The sequence below is a fragment of the Pseudonocardia sp. UM4_GMWB1 genome (assembly GCF_017312155.1).
GTDB classification, from domain to species: domain Bacteria; phylum Actinomycetota; class Actinomycetes; order Mycobacteriales; family Pseudonocardiaceae; genus Pseudonocardia; species Pseudonocardia alni.
The window spans coordinates 1,900,296-1,916,443 of sequence record NZ_QJPN01000001.1 but is presented as its reverse complement, the minus strand read 5'-3'; the positions used below and the strand labels follow the sequence as shown (position 1 = coordinate 1,916,443).

General features: G+C 70.2%; 10 protein-coding genes and 1 pseudogene. 4 read left to right on the top strand and 7 right to left on the bottom strand.

Annotated elements, in window-relative coordinates:
- Window positions 1-5 precede the first annotated feature (5 nt).
- The 3 genes from DMP15_RS09300 to DMP15_RS09290 are packed head-to-tail and all read right to left on the bottom strand — an operon-like array spanning window position 6 to window position 3,879.
- Window positions 6-728 (bottom strand): maleate cis-trans isomerase family protein, encoded by a 723-nt coding sequence (locus DMP15_RS09300; protein WP_337825643.1) that lies wholly within the window; start codon window positions 726-728, stop codon window positions 6-8.
- On the bottom strand, window positions 725-2,359 hold the full coding sequence (locus tag DMP15_RS09295; protein WP_337825642.1) for a (2,3-dihydroxybenzoyl)adenylate synthase: 1,635 nt from the start codon (window positions 2,357-2,359) through the stop codon (window positions 725-727). The genes DMP15_RS09300 and DMP15_RS09295 overlap by 4 nt, the downstream gene beginning before the upstream one ends.
- Window positions 2,356-3,879, bottom strand: a complete 1,524-nt coding sequence (locus tag DMP15_RS09290) for an FAD-dependent monooxygenase (RefSeq protein ID WP_337825641.1) — start codon at window positions 3,877-3,879, stop codon at window positions 2,356-2,358. Before DMP15_RS09290 ends, DMP15_RS09295 begins: the two co-directional genes overlap by 4 nt.
- A gap of 144 nt (window positions 3,880-4,023) precedes the next feature.
- Between DMP15_RS09290 and DMP15_RS09285 the strand changes: the two genes are divergently transcribed.
- Together DMP15_RS09285 and DMP15_RS09280 are read left to right on the top strand one after the other, a co-directional pair.
- Window positions 4,024-6,120 carry a hydantoinase/oxoprolinase family protein gene (locus DMP15_RS09285; RefSeq protein WP_337825640.1) on the top strand — a complete coding sequence of 699 codons (2,097 nt, stop codon included), beginning with the start codon at window positions 4,024-4,026 and terminating at the stop codon, window positions 6,118-6,120.
- Window positions 6,120-8,423 carry a hydantoinase B/oxoprolinase family protein gene (locus DMP15_RS09280; protein WP_337825639.1) on the top strand — a complete coding sequence of 768 codons (2,304 nt, stop codon included), beginning with the start codon at window positions 6,120-6,122 and terminating at the stop codon, window positions 8,421-8,423. Before DMP15_RS09285 ends, DMP15_RS09280 begins: the two co-directional genes overlap by 1 nt.
- 373 nt (window positions 8,424-8,796) lie before the next feature.
- Here the strand turns inward: DMP15_RS09280 and DMP15_RS30325 are convergent, their stop codons facing one another.
- The 4 genes from DMP15_RS30325 to DMP15_RS09255 form a co-directional block, all read right to left on the bottom strand.
- Window positions 8,797-9,054 carry a leucine zipper domain-containing protein gene (locus DMP15_RS30325; protein ID WP_443217624.1) on the bottom strand — a complete coding sequence of 86 codons (258 nt, stop codon included), beginning with the start codon at window positions 9,052-9,054 and terminating at the stop codon, window positions 8,797-8,799.
- 329 nt (window positions 9,055-9,383) lie between these two features.
- The gene (locus tag DMP15_RS09265; RefSeq protein WP_337825638.1) at window positions 9,384-10,727 is read right to left on the bottom strand and encodes an MFS transporter; all 1,344 of its coding nucleotides are present in this window, start codon (window positions 10,725-10,727) and stop codon (window positions 9,384-9,386) included.
- A 113-nt stretch (window positions 10,728-10,840) separates the two neighbouring features.
- A complete protein-coding gene (locus DMP15_RS09260) occupies window positions 10,841-12,550 on the bottom strand; it encodes a dihydroxy-acid dehydratase domain-containing protein (RefSeq protein WP_179762099.1) in 1,710 nt (569 codons plus the stop codon).
- Window positions 12,551-12,586: 36 nt separating this feature from the next.
- Complete coding sequence (locus DMP15_RS09255) at window positions 12,587-13,954, bottom strand: FAD-dependent oxidoreductase (protein ID WP_337825637.1); 1,368 nt, start codon at window positions 13,952-13,954, stop codon at window positions 12,587-12,589.
- 82 nt (window positions 13,955-14,036) lie between these two features.
- Here DMP15_RS09255 and DMP15_RS09250 point away from each other — a divergent pair, with 82 nt between their 5' ends.
- Window positions 14,037-14,699 carry a GntR family transcriptional regulator gene (locus DMP15_RS09250; RefSeq protein WP_337825636.1) on the top strand — a complete coding sequence of 221 codons (663 nt, stop codon included), beginning with the start codon at window positions 14,037-14,039 and terminating at the stop codon, window positions 14,697-14,699.
- Window positions 14,700-14,791: 92 nt separating this feature from the next.
- Window positions 14,792-16,049: pseudogene (locus DMP15_RS09245) on the top strand (IS256 family transposase).
- Window positions 16,050-16,148 lie beyond the last annotated feature (99 nt).

Below are 16,148 nucleotides of genomic sequence, written 5' to 3'. Positions count from 1 at the left end.
CGGTCTCATTCCGCCCCGGCAAGCAGTCGTCCGGCCCCGGGCAGCACGGGGTCGAGGCCGAGGCTCGTGAGCAGCGCGTACGCGCCGGCGGTGGCGGCGGAGAGCACCGGAAGCCCGAACTCCGCCTCGGCCGGGACGACGAGGTCGAGCGAGGGCATCTGCACGCACGCGGAGATGACCAGGGCATCCGCACGGGTGAGGTCGAGTCCTCGGGCCGCCTCCATCACCCGGTGCCCGGGGATGCAGCCGACCGCGGTGTTGTCCCCGACCTCGAGTGCCTCCCAGTCGACGACGGTGAACCCCTCGGCCTCCAGGTACGCCACGACCTGCTCGGCGAGAGGCCGCATGTAGGGCGTGACCAGTCCGATCCGACGGGCCCCGAGCGCGGCGAGTCCGTCGACCAGGGCACCGGCGCTGGACAGGATCGGGGTGTCCTGCAGCTGGTCGCGGACGGCCTTCTCCACACGTCGGTGCTCGCCGGGACCCTGCGCCATCAACGCGACCAGGCAGGCGTAGAGCAGGGCGTCGACGTGGGCGTCGGCCAGCTCGTCGACGCAGCGCTCCCGTTGGGCGTTCATCGCCGTGAGCTCCTCGGGCGACACCTGGTGCATCCGCATCCGGCTGGAGTGGAAGGAGAAGCCGTCGGCATGGCGGGCGAGCAGGGCCGGGACCTCGGTCTCGACGGTCACGTTGGAGCTGGGGACGACCAGTCCGATCCGGTGTGTCACGGGACGGCACTCACTTTCCGGGCGATGTCGGCGGCCAGGCGCTTCTTGTCCGTCTTGCCGACGAGGGTGCGGGGGATGTCGGGGAGGTGCTCGAGACGTTCGGGCCACTTGAACTTGGCGACCTGGAGGGCGGCGAAGTGTTCCTGCACCTCGGACAGAGTCAGTTCGGGACCGTCCACCACCACGTAGGCGCAGGTCCGTTCGCCGAGCCGCAGATCCGGCATCGGCACCACCGCGACCGCGGTGATCCGCGGGTGCCGGAGCAGGAGCAGCTCCACCTCCTCGGCGTTGATCTTCTCGCCGCCGCGGTTGATCAGGTCCTTCAGCCTGCCCTCGATGGAGACGTAGCGTTCGCCGTCGATCCTGACGAACGAGGCCAGGTCACCCGTGCGATAGAAGCCGCCCGAGGTGAAGGCGCGGGCGTTGTGCTCGGGGGCGTCGAAGTAGCCGGGAAGCGTGTACGGTCCGCGCGCGCACAGTTCGCCGACCTCGCCCTCCGCGACGTCGACCTCCGAACCGGGCTCCAGGATCCGTGCCTCGTCGAGCGCGGACAGCGGGGTGCCGACCGTCGTCAGGCGTGCATCCCGCGGTGCGCCGGGCCGGGTCGTCAGGAACAGCCCCTCGCCCATCCCGAACAGCTGTCCGGACCAGAGTCCGCGGGCCTCGAGTGCCTCGAACAGCGCGGGCGGCACCTTGCTGCCGGACAGGACGACCTGGGTCACCGCCGTGGTCGCGGCGTCGAACTCGGGATGGGCGACCGCACGGTAGTGGCCGTGTCCCAGCAGGACGTGCGTGGCACTCTCGCGGGCCATCAGCGGGAGCGACTCGTCGAGGTCGGGGGTACCGAGGACGAGGCAGGCGCCCACGCTGTGCGGCCCGTGGACCGCGCAGACGATGCCGGCGTTGTGGATGATCGGGATCAGGTGTGCGACCCGCGTCTGCGCCGTCCAGCCCCAGGACCGGGCGTACTCCGCGCCGTTGTACCAGTACTCCGCATGCAGACGGGGGATCACCTTCGGCACCCCGGTGGTGCCGCCGGAGAGCTGGAAGGCGGCGACGGCGTCGGGGTCGATGTCCGCCTGGACCCGCTCGACCAGGGAGCGGGCCGCCGAGGTCTCCCGGTCACGGCCGAGCGCGGTGAGCGACACTCCGCGCGGGTCGTCACCCAGGACGAGGACGTGTCGCAGCGTCGGGTGGTCGCGTCGTTGCTCCTCGGCGAAGCCCACGAGGTCGAAGCCGCGCAGGCCGGCCTCGACCAGGTGCGCGACCGCGCCCACGCGGCGGCTGATCTCACCGATCTCGTACCCGCGGTGCGCGGCGAGCGTGGCGACCGGAACCAGTCCGGCCTTGAGCACCCCGTACCAGGCGACCACGGCATCGAGCCGGTTCGTGACCTGGAACAGCACGGGGTCACCGGGCCGCAGCCCCAGTCCGGCCAGCCCGGCGGCGAGAAGGTCGCTGCTCCGGTCGAGCTCGGCGAAGGTGAGCCGCCCCTCCATCGCGACGACGGCGTCGCGACCCGGATGGCGGAGCGCGATCCGGTGGAACTCGGTCGCGATCGTGTCGCCGCCCCACAAGCCGGTACCGCGGTAGCGGCTGACCGCGTCCTCGGGGTAGGGGACGAGTGTCATGGCGTCTCCTCGGTGAGCGCCGCCAGGTCGGCGCGGCCGCTCACCAGCCCGGCGGCGAGGTCGTCGCGCAAGGCGGCCGCCCCCTCCACCGCGGTCAGCACGCCGGTCTCCAGGCGGACCCGTTCGGCCAGGTCGAGACGGGTGAGCAGGGACGGACGGGCCGCCGGACCGGTGACCAGTACGCCGTCGGTCTCCTGGGCTCGCGCGACCAGCGTGTCCCCCTCCGAGGACCAGGGGTCGTGCAGGTCGACCCACAGCCGCTCCAGCTCCGGGAGGGTGGTGCGGTTCGGGAACGCGCGACCCCCGTGGGTGAGCGGTCGGTCCAGCACCCAGCCGGAGAGGTCGTCCACGGGTGGGTGCCCACCGCCGTACTGACGCAGGGCCTCGCCGACGACATCCGGACTGCTCTGCCCGAACCGGTCCAGCGGTACGTTCCCGGCCCGGGACATGTACGCCACCATCAGCCGCTCCACGGGCAGCCCGGTCCGCGCGGGGAACGACTCCCACCACAGCTGGCTGCGCCGGGCCAGCTCCTGCAGCCGCTCGACGGCGGGCCGGCGGACCTCTTCGTACCGGGCGAACGCGGCGCCGGCCTCCGGCGTCTCACGCAGCGCTTCCACCAGGGCGATCGCGTCCTCCATCGCCAGCTTGGTGCCGGAGCCGATGGAGAAGTGCGCGGTGTGGGCGGCATCGCCGAGCAGCACCGTGTTCCCCGCCGACCAACGGTTGCAGCGGACGGTGCGGAACCGTAGCCAGCGGGTGCGGTTGCCGATCAGTGGCCGCCCCCCCAGCTGCTCGGCGAAGACCTGCTCCAGGTACCGCAGGGAGGTCTCGTCCGAGGCAGCGAACGACGCGCCAGGAGCCTCCAGCGACCTGGTCGTGGCGTCGAATCCCGCGCGCCGCCACGTCTGCTCGTCGGTCTCGATCAAGAAGGTGGAGCGACCACTCGTGTACGGGTAGGCGTGGGTCACGAACGTGCCGTGATCGGTTTCGATCGGCGCGAACACGGCGGCGTCGAGCGCGAACTCGGTCGCGGCCCACAGGTAGAGGCCCTTGCCGATCTCGGTTCGCCCGCCGAACGCACCGTTCTCACGGGTGGCGCTGCTGACGCCGTCCGCGGCAACCACCACGTCTGCGTCGAGCTCCTCGGCGGTGCGTCGAACGCCGAACTCGAGCTCCACGCCAGCCTTCTCGGCGTGGCGCCGGAGAACGTCGAGGAGATCGGTGCGGGCGACGCCGATCAGCCGGTCGTTGCGCACCCGGGTCGAGTGCGATCCGACCTGCATCGTCATGTCATGCGCCAGACCTGCCGCGACGATGTCGCGCAGGGTGTCCGGGTCGGCGGCCTCCAGCTTGCGCTGCGTGCCCGCGGCGAGCCCGACACCGAACCCGAACGTCGTGCCGGGATCACCCTGCTCGTGTACGCGGACCTCGCAGGTGGGGTACGCGAGTTTCAGCAGGCGCGCGACGTAGAGCCCACCCGGCCCCCCGCCCAGCACCGCGACCCGTCGTGGCTGCATCACCGAACCTCCGATGGCTTCTTGACTATTGCGTCGACTATTCGACGACAACGAGGCACCCGAAGTCAACGTTGACTCTTATCTAGCTCGTTTAATAGTCTACGCAACCGTCAGCCACCTCACTTGCGCGAAGGAGCGCCAGCCATGGCCTATGTCATCGGAGTGGACGTGGGCGGCACGTTCACGGACGCCGTGCTCGACGACGACGCCGGAACCGTGCTCGCCGCGAAATCCCCGTCCACCCCGCCGGACTACTCGCGAGGGGTGCTCGACGTCCTGGAACTGCTGGCCGAGCAGCTCGGGGAGAGCCTGCCCGAGATGCTGGCGCAGACTCACCACATCGCGCACGGCACCACGTCGTCGCTCAACGCCCTGGTGATGGGCAACGTGCCCCCGGTCGGGTTCCTCACCACGAAGGGGCACCGGGACTCGATCTTCATCATGAACGTCGAGGGCCGCTATCTGGGCCGTTCCCCGCACGAGCTGCAGCACGTCCTCGGCCAGACCAAGGATCACGCACTGCTGCCGAAGCGGCACGCCCTCGAGGTCACCGAGCGGGTCGACCGGGACGGCACCGTGGTCGTCGGGCTGGACGAGGAGGAGGCCCGCGCCGCGATCCGCTCGCTCGTCGCGGACGGGGTCAGCGCGATCGCCGTCTCGCTCCTGTGGTCCTTCCGCAACCCGGTCCACGAGCGCCGACTGCGGGAGCTGATCGCCGAGGAGGCCCCCGACCTGTTCGTGGCACTGTCGTCCGAGGTCAGCCCCCGGATCCGGGAGTTCGCCAGGAACGCCACCACAATCATGTCCACCCAGATCGGGCCGGGCCTGCGGGACTACCTGGGCACGCTGGAGAGTTCGCTGCGCGATAACGGGCTCACCGGGCCGCTGCTCGTCATGCAGTCCAACGGTGGTGCCGTGGCGGCGAAGGAGGCTCCCGCGGCCGCGATCAGCACAGTCGGGTCCGTGCTGACCGGCGGTGTCGTAGGGAGTGTGGCGCTGGGACGTCAGCTCGGCCACCGCAACATCATCTCGACCGACGTCGGCGGCACGACGTTCCTGGCGGGCCTGATCGTGGACGGTGAGCCGGTCCGCGACACCACCACGGTGATCAACCACCACCCGATCAACGTCCCGACCCTGCGGGTGGACGCGATCGGCTCCGGCGGTGGCGCCATCGCCTGGCTCGACGCGGGTGGCAACCTCCGCATCGGCCCGCGCAGCGCCCAGGCCGTGCCCGGCCCGGCCTGTTACGGCAACGGGGGCACGGAACCGACCAACACCGACGCGAACCTGGTGCTGGGCATCCTGCCCGAGAAGGGTCTGCTCGGCGGGCGCAAGCCGCTGTCGCTGGAGCTGGCGCGCCAGGCCATCGACACACAGATCGCCAAGCCGCTCGGACTCGGTGTCGAGGAGGCCGCCGCTGCGATCTACACCGTGCAGAACGCCCAGACCGGCGACCTGCTGCGGAAGACCGTCGTGGAGTCCGGCCACGATCCCCGCAACTTCGTGCTCTACGCCTTCGGCGGCGCCGGGCCCGCGCACTGCGCCGGGTACGCAGCGGAGGTCGGATGCGAGACCGTCGTGGTCCCGCTGGGGCCCGTGGCCAGCGCGTTCTCCGCGTTCGGGCTCGCGTCGAGCGACATCGTGCTGGCCGCCGAGCTCTCGGACCCGACCGTCGTCCCGTTCGACCCGCAGCGGGCCGAGCGCAGCTTCGCGGAGCTGGAGCAGCGGGTCCGCGCAGGGCTGGAGCGCCAGGGCGTGACCTTCGAGAAGGTCGAGCTGCACCGCGAGATCGACATGCGGTACTCGATGCAGCTCGCCGAGGTGACCGCACCCGTCGCGAGCGGCCCGCTGGGTATGCCGGAGGTCGAGGAGGCCGCAGCCGCCTTCGAGAAGCGCTACGCCGAGCTGTACGGCAAGGACGCCGGATTCCGCGAGGCCGGCATCCAGGCCATCACCTTCCGGGTCCGGGCCGTCGGCGTGCTGCCGTTCAGCCCTGAGCTCCCGGAGGTCTCCGCGGCGCACGGCGACGCGACCCCGTTCACCACCCGCCCGGTGTGCCTGGACGCGGCCACCGGCTACGTCGACACCCTGGTCTACAACTACCGCGAACTCCGCGCCGGTCACGTGCTGGCCGGCCCGGCGATCGTCGAGGTGCCGACCACCACGGTCGTCGTCCCCGGCGGGACCACCGGCACCGTCGACCACCTGGGTAACCTCACGATTCGCAGGAGCGCCTGATGACCATGCCGATCCCCGGCTCGGAGGCCTTCTCCAGCCGCCCCGTCGACCCCGACGAGCTGGCCCGCAGCCTGCCGTCGAGCCTCGAGGTCCACACCGTCACCCAGGAGCAGATCGACGGACTCGACCCGCTCACCTACGAGGTGATCCGACACCGGCTCTGGTCGGTCACCGACGAGATGGGCGAGGCGCTCAAGCGCATGTCCGGCTCGCCGATCGTCACTGACGCCAACGACTTCGACTTCGCGATCTCTGACGAGCTCGGCCAGGAGGTGCAGGTCGGTCTCTACAACACCATGCTCGTCGGCGCCGTCGACCTGGCCATCTACTGGACGCTGCGCAACCGGGCCGAGAACCCTGGCATCGAGGCCGGGGACATGTTCCTCACCAACGACCCGTGGGTCGGCGGCGGGCTGCACCAGAACGACGTCATGGTCTATCAGCCCGTCTTCCACGAAGGGAAGCTGTTCGCCTGGACCAGTGCCATCGCGCACCAGCCGGATCTCGGGGGCGTGGGGCTGGGTTCGTTCTCCCCCGCTGCGCAGGACGTCTTCTCCGAGTCCCTGCCCACCCCGCCGGTGAAGGTCGTCCGCGGCGGGACGCTGCAGCGCGACGTCGCCGACCTGTGGGTGCGCCGCTCGCGGGTCCCGATGCTCATCGGGTTGGACCTGCGCGCCAAGATCGGCGCCAACAACGTCGGCGGCGAGCGCCTGCACGCGCTCATCGACCAGTACGGCGCGGACACGGTCAAGGCCGTGATGAAGCGGATGATGTCCGACGCCGAGTCCCGCCTGCGCGGCAAGCTCTCGAGCATCCCCGACGGGAGCTGGAGCGCCACCGGCTACCAGGACCAGTCCCACGAGGGCGACCGCGGCCTGCACAAGATCACCGTCACCACGACGAAGACAGGCGACCACCTCACCTTCGACTTCACCGGCACCGACCCGCAGGCAGGCGTCGTCAATTGCACCTACGCGGGCATGCGCGGCGGGGTCATGCTGGCGCTGCTGCCGATCCTGGCCAACGACATCCCCTGGTCGGCCGGCGGACTCATGCGCTGCTTCGACCTGGTCACCGAGGAGGGCACGCTCAACAACGCGACCTTCCCCGCCGCCGTGGGACGCGGGCCGATCGGTCCCGCCTGGCTGACCGGCAGCCTCATCGCAGAGTGCCTGTCCCAGATGCTCGACCGCGATCTGGAGCTGGGCAAGAACGTCCAGGCCACCTGCTGTGGCACCTGGGACACCGCCGTCATCGCCGGGCTGGACGAGCGCGGCGAGCAGCCGGCGCCCTTTCTGTCGATCATGATGGAGCCGATGGCGGGCGGATACGGCGCCCGCCCACACGCCGACGGCATCGACACCGGCGGGCTGTTCTGCATCCCGATGGGCCGGGTGCCCGACGTCGAGATGACCGAGTTCCTGTACCCGCTACTCACCCTGTGGCGGCGCGAGGTGCCGGACTCCGGTGGTCCCGGGCGCCACCGCGGCGGACTCGGCGCCTCGCTGGCCTTCACCCCGCACGGCACGAGCATCCCCATGGGCCTGGTTCTCGCCTCCAACGGCAAGGCGGTCGCGCAGAACGCCGGTCTGTCGGGCGGGCACCCCGGCAACACCGGTCTCGACGTACTGGCCCGCCAGAGCCGGATCACCGAGATCCTGGCGTCGGGAAGGATGCCGTCCTCCCTGGAAGAAGTGTCCGACGCCCTCGAGCCCGGCCAGAACTACGCGTCGAGCTACCTCGCCCCCGGCGAGGTCTTCGCCATGACCTGGCAGGGCGGCGGCGGATACGGTGACCCTCTCACCCGCGATCCCGAGGCGGTCGCCCGGGACGTCCGCGAGGAGAAGATCACCGGGCCCGCGGCGAAGTCCGTCTACGGCGTCGCCCTGTGCGGCGACTCGGTGGACACCACCGCCACCGAATCCGAGCGGTCGCGGCTGCGGAACGCGCGTCGCGACCGCTCCCGGATCGTCGGCGAGTCCCGCGGGAAGACGGACCTCGGGGCGAGGAAGCGCATCGACGACAACCTCGTCGAGGTGGGGTCCGTGGTCGCGTGCGGACACTGCGGCGAGGTCCTGGGCGACCCCGCCGACGGCCCGCTGGCACTCGCGGTCTACGACGGCGCTCCCACGGACGCCGGCCCGCAGATCATCGCGACCGCCGGCGACTACGTCGACGCGCCGGTGGTCTTCCGTCAGTACAGCTGCCCATCCTGCTGGACCGCGTTGTCCTCCGCGGTGGTTCCCCCTGACCACCCGGACGCCGCCACCACCCTCGGACGGCTGACGGTCACCGCCGGGTAGCACGAGTCGGGGGTGGGCAAGCGACACGCTCGCCCACCCCCGGCCTCATCCCCCACCCCAGGGCGCCGACCACGCGGTGCTCCCGACCACGGAGAACAACACATGCCCCTCGACTTCGCCGGACGCGTCGCCGTCGTCACCAGCGCGGGCGGAGGCCTCCGTGCCCACGCCCTCGCCCTCGCCGCCCGCGGCGCACGCGTCGTGGTCAACGACATCGGCGGCACGGTGAACGGCCAGCCGCCGCCCTCAGGGATGCTGTCAAGCTTCTTGGCGTCGACGTGGAGCAGATCCCCGGGGTCCGGGTGTTGGTAGCGGCGTACGGCCTCGCCGGTGACCCGGTCGACGTGGGCCAGGCGGTGCAGCCTGCAGCGGGTCAGGATGAACACACCCCGGCGGGCGCCGATGTCAACCGGGCCCAGACCCAGTCGCATCCGGTCCCGCACGATCCGGCCGCCACTAGCTTCGGCGGTGTCGTGCGCGGGCTGCGGTGCGGGCTGCTGAGTCGATCTGTCATCCCCGCGGTGCTGTGACGGCGGCAGCGCTCGGCCCAGCGTTCGCCGTGGGCAAGGCGGCCGGGCCGCTGCGCGGCCTCGGCGATCGGCAGAGCATCATGGACGACCAGCTTCGCCAAGCTTCATCGATGAGCGGACCCCGATCGCGCGGGCAGCCGGTCAGAGACACGGGTTCCCCTACGCTCATCCCGCCCCGGAGGAGGTCGAGGATGCAGCACACGTGAGCGAAAGGGTGAAGATGATGGCCCGGCCGGCACCGGCGCGGGGCCAGCCCGCCCGCCGAAGCCGGCCTCCGCGGCCGGTAGCGGCGCTGCTGGCCAGCGTGATCGCGACGTCGGCAACACTGAAACGCCCCGGAGGGCCAGATCGTGCTCAAGCCGGGCGACCAGGCGTCGGGGCCCGGCGGTACCGGCGCGAGCAGTAGCACCAGTACCACGACGGGCATCGCTCAGCCGGTGCCCGTCGCCCGGGCCGGCGTCCCGGCCTCCAACCGGTTCAGCGAGCGCTGGACGGTCTCCGGTGCGATGGCCAGGGCGACAAGGGTCAGGACGGCCATAGCACCCATGTAGACGAGGATCGGCCACCAGTGTCCGGCCCAGGCGTACAACGCGGTGGCGATGAAGGGCGAGAGGCCACCCGCGAGGACCGAACCGATCTCGCGGGAGAACGCAAATCCCGACATCCGGAACTCGGTGTCGAACAGCTCCGCGTACCAGGCGGCCTGCGGGGCGAGCATCGCCGGGTAGAACACGCCCAGCCCGATGACGAACGCGAGGATCACCCAGCCGATCCCCTTGGTATCGGTGAGCAGGAAGAACGGGACCATCCACACCGCCGAACCAATGACGCCCACCGTGTAGATGGGCTTGCGGCCGACCCGGTCGGAAACCATCCCGAAGACCGGGATCAGCACAGCCTGGACCGCGGAGGCGATCAGCACGGCCCACAGTCCGGCTGAGTCCCCTATCCCCAGCGTGGTCGCCACATAGGAGACGCCGAAGACCGGAAGCAGGTAGGCGAATCCGTTCTCGCCCACCCGGGTGCCGACAACGATGAAGAAGCTGCGTGGCTGGTGGCGGATCGCCGCGAACACGCCACCGACGGCCTTCCCGGACTTATCGGCCTCTGCCGCGACCTTCTCGAATGCTTCCGGCTCCTCGATCCGGCGCCGGATAAGATACCCGGCGATCAGACAGATCGCACCGAGCAGGAATGGCAGCCGCCAGCCCCAGGAGGCGAATTGCTCGGACGGCAGTAGCAGGAACAGCGCGAACACGCCGTTGCCGAGTAGCGTCGCCGCGGCGAAGCCCAGCGGTGCGGCGGAACCGGCGAGCCCGCGATGCCCCGGGTCCGCATGCTCGACCGACAGCACCACCGCGCCGGCGTACTCGCCACCGGCACCGAAGCCCTGCACCAGTCGGAGCAGCACGAGCAGGATCGGGGCCAGCACACCCACCTGCTGGTAGGTCGGCAGCAGCCCGATCGCCGTTGTCGACACCCCCATCAGGAGCAGGGTAAGTACCAGGACCCGCCGGCGGCCCGCTCGGTCGCCGAGGCGCCCCAGGACCAGGCCGCCGATCGGCCGCGCCAGAAAGCCGACCGCGTAGGTCGCGAACGCGGCGAGCGTTCCGATCAGCGGGTCGTCGGAGGGGAAGAAGTGGTCGTTCAACACGATCGCCGCGGCGATTCCGTAGATGATGAAGTCGTACCATTCCAAGACGGTCCCAACGAATGCCGCGAGCGAGGCGCGGCGTGACTGCCCTCTTCCCGGTGCGGCGGACTGCGTGGACATCGGTGGCTCCTTCTGACGGAACATTTGGATATCGATACCCGATCGCTTATATATTGGCTGTGGACAGAGGTTCTTCACCGGGGTCGGGTCAGGGTGGGGACACGGGCCCCGGGTCAGTCAGCTGGAGCCGGGCGGCGCAGCACGGCGCCCTGCTCCACCGGCCCGACGAGGGCCGCGTACTGGCCGAGCCAGCCGCGCTCATGCTCCGGCCTGCCCGAGGTGACCGGCTCGCCGTGCCGGACCGGATCAGCATCCACCACCCGGGTGTCGAGATCGATGGTGATCGTGTCGCCGGTCCGCACGCCGGCAAGCGGGCCGCCGTCGGCCGCCTCGGGCATTACTTGACCGACGACGAGCCCACGGTTCAGCCCGGATAGTTCGCCGTCGGTCAGGACGGCCACCTTCCCGCCGAGCCCGGCACCGTTGAGCGCCGCGACGAAACTGGCCGCGAAGACGGTCCCGGGGCCGCCACGCGGCCCCATGCCGCGCAGCACGATCACGCTGCCCTCCGCGATGCCGCCGGTACTCAGGGCCGCGATGGCCGCGTCCTCACCGGCGAACACCTCAGCGGGGCCGGTGAACCGGCGGCGGGCGTTGCCCGCGCCAGCCACCTTGACCACCGCGCCGTTCGGCGCTAGCGAACCCCGCACGATCAGCAGACCGGGTTCGGGCCGCACCGGGTCGTCGAGGCCGCGCAGCACCGCACCGTCGGCCTCGGGCCCCTCGACCGCGTGGTCGCTGATCGTCCGGCCGGTCACGGTGAGCACCTCACCGTGCAACATCGGAAGCATGGTGCGCAGCACCGCACGCACCCCGCCGACGCGTTCGAGGTCCCACACCTGAGCTGTGCCATTGGGCCGGATGGCCGCGAGCTGTGTGGTGTCCTTGCCCAGGCTCTCGAACAGCCCGACGACGTCGATGCCGAGATCCGCCTCGTTCGCGACCGCGGCCAGGTGCCGCACGCAGTTGACCGATCCCCCGAGCGCCATCGCCACCCGGGCAGCGTTCTCGATCGCCTCGACGGTGAGGACCCGCCGGGCGGTGAGCCCCTCGTGGATCATCCCGACGATCCGTGTCCCGGCATCCACAGCCAGCGCCCGCATCCGTTTCGAGTCGGCACGGATGGGTGCGGCGCCCGGCAGCGCCATCCCGAGCGCCTCGGCCAGGACATGCATGGTGTTCGCCGTCGCAAACCCTGCGCACACCCCCGGGCCCTGGATCGCCGAGTCGGCGAGCTGCCCGAGCTGGTCGACGCTCATCGATCCGGCATTCACGGCACCGACTGACTCGTAAACGGTGTCGATGTCCACTGAGCAGCCGCTGTATTTGCCGCCCCGCTGGTAACCGCCTGGCACGATGATCGAGGGGATGTCGAGCCGGGCGGACGCCATAAGGTGCGCCGGCGTGGTCTTGTCGCAGGACGACAGGCACACCATCCCGTCGAGGACCGCGCCCTCGACCGCGGCCTCAATGTCGTTGACGATCAGGTCGCGGGTGGGCATCAGGTAGCGCGCCTTGCGGCCCGCGCTGGTCACGAAGTCCAGCGGCGCCGTCGTCCGGATCTCGAACGGCAGTCCGCCCGCTTCCCAGATCGCCTCGGCGACGAGTTCGGCGATTCCGTCGAGGTGAGAGAAGCAGATCCCGAGCCGTGACGAAGTATTGACGACGGCGATCTTGGGGCGGCCCTGGTCCTCGGGGGCGAGCCCCATCGCTGTCCATTGGGCGCGGCGGACGGCCCAGCGGGTCGTCCCGGGGGTGAACTCGCTGCGGAGGACGCCACTGCGGAAGCGGTCGCCGTCAGGAAGGTCGGGTAGTTCGGACATGGTGGTGGGCTCCCGGGAGAGAACGTCGGTTCAGGATCAGATGCTGCTGCCGGCGGCGCGCATGGCCACGCGGACCTCGGCCCCGGGCACCAAGCGGTAGGCGAAGTCCTTGCGCAACGAAATGACGGTGGCGACGGCCGCGGCGTTGCCGTACTCGAAGCACTGCGCGGTAACCCGCGCCGAGGCGAGCGCCTCGTGCTGCGCGCCGAGGCACCGGCCCGCGACGACAATGTTCTCCCCGGTGCGCGGCACCAGCGAGAGGTAGGGCACCTCGTAGTAGTCATCGAGCAGCCAGTGCAGCCTCGGCCGATCGCCCGAGTGCATCTCGATCGGCCAGGGTGAGCGGACGACCCCGTCGCTGCGCTTGCGGCAGGTGAGGACGTCGTCGTTGGTCAGCGTGGTGACCGCCTCGATGCTCCGGGTCTGCCGGATCCCCACCTCTACCCCGGTGTCGACGACGAACGCGTCCGCGCAGCCCGGCAGGTTCCGCCGGATGAAGGCTGTGTAGTCGCGGACCTGGCGCCTGCCGACGATCTCCGCCTCGGTGAAGTCCTCCGGGTCGACCACGTTGAGCATCCGCCCATCCCGCCCGACCACGCGGGTGGCATTGACGAGCAGCTCGCCGGGCCGGGTCGTGTCGAACAGCCACACGTGCGAGCGCGGCAGGTCGAGCCCCGTGTCACGGGCCGACTTGATCGCATCCCCGACCCACGGCGGACAGATCGTGTCCGCCCCGTACCCCTCCCGGAAGACGTCGACGTCGACGTTGCCAATTCGGAAGAACATCGTCGGGTTCTGGATCCGGCCGTCGTCGCCGAAGCGAGTGGCGTGTCCGGCCCGGGCGACGACGGCGGCGTCGCCCGACGCGTCAATGGTGCGCGCGGCCCACACCACGGAGCGACCGGCGTTGGACTCGACCACGACACCCGTGTGCACGCCGTTCTCGACGAGGACACCGGTCACCGTCGTGTGCAGCAGGATCCGCACACCGGCATCGTCGAGTAGGCGGTCGGCGACCTCCCGCCAGATCAGCGGGTCGTGCGCGACCGTCCAGGTCTTTCCGTACTGCTGCGGACCGGTGACTCCGCCGTGCTCATCCAGGACGCTCCGGAACCGCTCGGTGAACCCGTGCACCACCTGTTCAGGACCGCCGGACTCAGTCGCCAGGTACAGGCCACAGATCGTGCCGGACATCCCGGCCACCGCGGCCCCGCCGAAGAAACCGTACTTCTCGACGATCACAACGGAGAGCCCGCTCTCCGCGCAGACCGTGGCCGCTGCCACGCCCGCGGCACCACCGCCGACGACCAGCACGTCGACGTCGGCCAGCACTGGTAGCCCGGCCGCAGCATCGGTTCCGGTGTCGAGGCTCCAGCTGGGGAACTCGCCGCTATGATCGCCCATATATTGGTTGTACATTGCATATGGGCCTGCTGTCCAGGAGGCCCTGGCGGTAGGTGATGATGGTGCTCGGGGGTGGGCCACAATGGCGTTCCAGATCAACAAGGCCGAGCAGGTATACGCCCTGCTGGAAGACATGATCACGTTCCAGGACCTCGCGCCGGGCGAGGCCGTGTCGGAGGCCGACCTCATGGCCCGCACCGGGTTCGGGCGCACGCCGGTACGTGAGGCGCTGCAGCGGCTGGCGCGCGAGCGGATGGTCGAGATCCACCCGAACCGCGGGGTCTTCGTCGCACCGGTCTCGGTCGAGGCGCACTTTCGGCTCCTCGAGCTCCGCCGGGGCGTCGAGGAGATGGCAGTGCGGTTCGCGACGTTCCGTGCGCGGACCGCCCAGAAAGAGCAGATGCTCCGGCTCTCCGCTGACCTCGAGGAGTTCAGCGGCACCGACGTCCGTCGGTTCGCCGTGCTACTCAAGGGCTCTCACGAGCTGATCGTCGAGGCCGCCCACAACGAGTTCCTCGAGCTTGCGATGGCCCCGCTGCAGTCGCTCTCCCGCCGATTCTGGTTCGCCAACCTGCCTGACGTCGCCCGCGAGCTACGCACCGCGGCGGACCTCCACCGGGACGTGCACCAGGCCGTCGCGCACAGCGATGAGCAGGCCGCGGTCACGAGCGCGCTGAGACTCAATGACTACCTCGTCGACTTGACGTACGGGGCCCTCGGTCGCCCGATGACGCCACGGTCCTAGGACGACGGCGGCGCCGAGACCCAGGAGGGACTGTCCGACCTTCGGTGTAACTGCTCCGACACGCCGAGCTTGGCTCGGTGGAAGGAGCAGTCATGGACGACACGATCGGGCCCATGCCAGACCGGATCGATCAGCAACAGATGGCTCAGCAGCTCGTCGAGGCGGCCCGCGCAGACAGGGTCGAGCTCGTCGGCCCGGACGGGTTGTTGAACGGGTTGACCAAGTCGGTGCTCGAGGCCGCACTGAACGCGGAGATGAGCGAGCACTTGGGCTACGAGCATCACGAGGTGGCCGGGCGCGACGGCGGGAACTCGCGCAACGGCACCCGCCCCAAGACCGTGCTCACCGATCGGCCCGGTCGAGATCGAGGTGCCCCGCGACCGGGATGCCAGCTTCAGCCCGACTATCGTGCCCAAGCGCCGGCGCCGCCTGGACGGCATCGACGAGATCGTGCTGTCGCTGACCGCACGCGGGTTGACGACTGGGGAAGTCGCCGCGCACTTCGAGCAGGTCTACGGCGCGACGGTCTCGAAGGACACGATCTCGCGGATCACCGACACGGTGCTCGAGGACATGGCCGAGTGGCAGAACCGGCCCCTTGACCGCGTGTATCCGGTGATCTTCGTCGACGCGATCCACGTCAAGGTCCGCGACGGCCAAGTCACCAACCGGCCGTTCTACGTCGTTATCGGGGTCACCGTCGACGGGCGCCGGGACATCCTCGGGATCTGGGCCGGAGACGGCGGAGAGGGCGCGAAGTACTGGCTGGCCGTACTCCCCGAGATCAAGAACCGGGGCACCGCCGACGTGTGCATCGCGGTCTGCGACGGCCTGTCGGGTCTGGGCGAGGCGATCACCACGGTCTGGCCCCAGACGGTGGTACAGACGCTGCACCTGATCCGCAACAGCTTCCGCTACGCCAGCCGCAAGTACTGGGACCAGATCGCCAAGGACCTGCGACCGGTCTACACCGCGCCCACCGAGGCGGCGGCCGAGGCACGGTTCGCCGATTTCACCGAGCGCTGGGGCGCCCAGTACCCGGCGATCACCAACCTGTGGCGAGGCGCCTGGTCGGAGTTCGTGCCGTTCCTCGACTACGACGTGGAGATCCGCAAGGTCATCTGTTCCACGAACGCGATCGAGAGCCTGAATGCCCGATACCGGCGCGCGGTGCGCGCCCGGGGGCACTTCCCGACCGAGCAGGCCGCCCTGAAGTGTCTCTACCTGGTCACTCGCTCGCTGGACCCGACTGGGAAGGGACGGGCCCGGTGGGCGATGCGCTGGAAGCCGGCACTGAACGCGTTCGCGATCACCTTCGAGGGACGTATCGTCTCCACCGGCACCACCTGAGACCTCTCAACGCCGGTTACACCGTTGATCGGACACTCCCCGGCGGGGTCGTCCTGAAGACCATCGTGACCTGGCTACGCGCGTTAGGAGACACGCCCT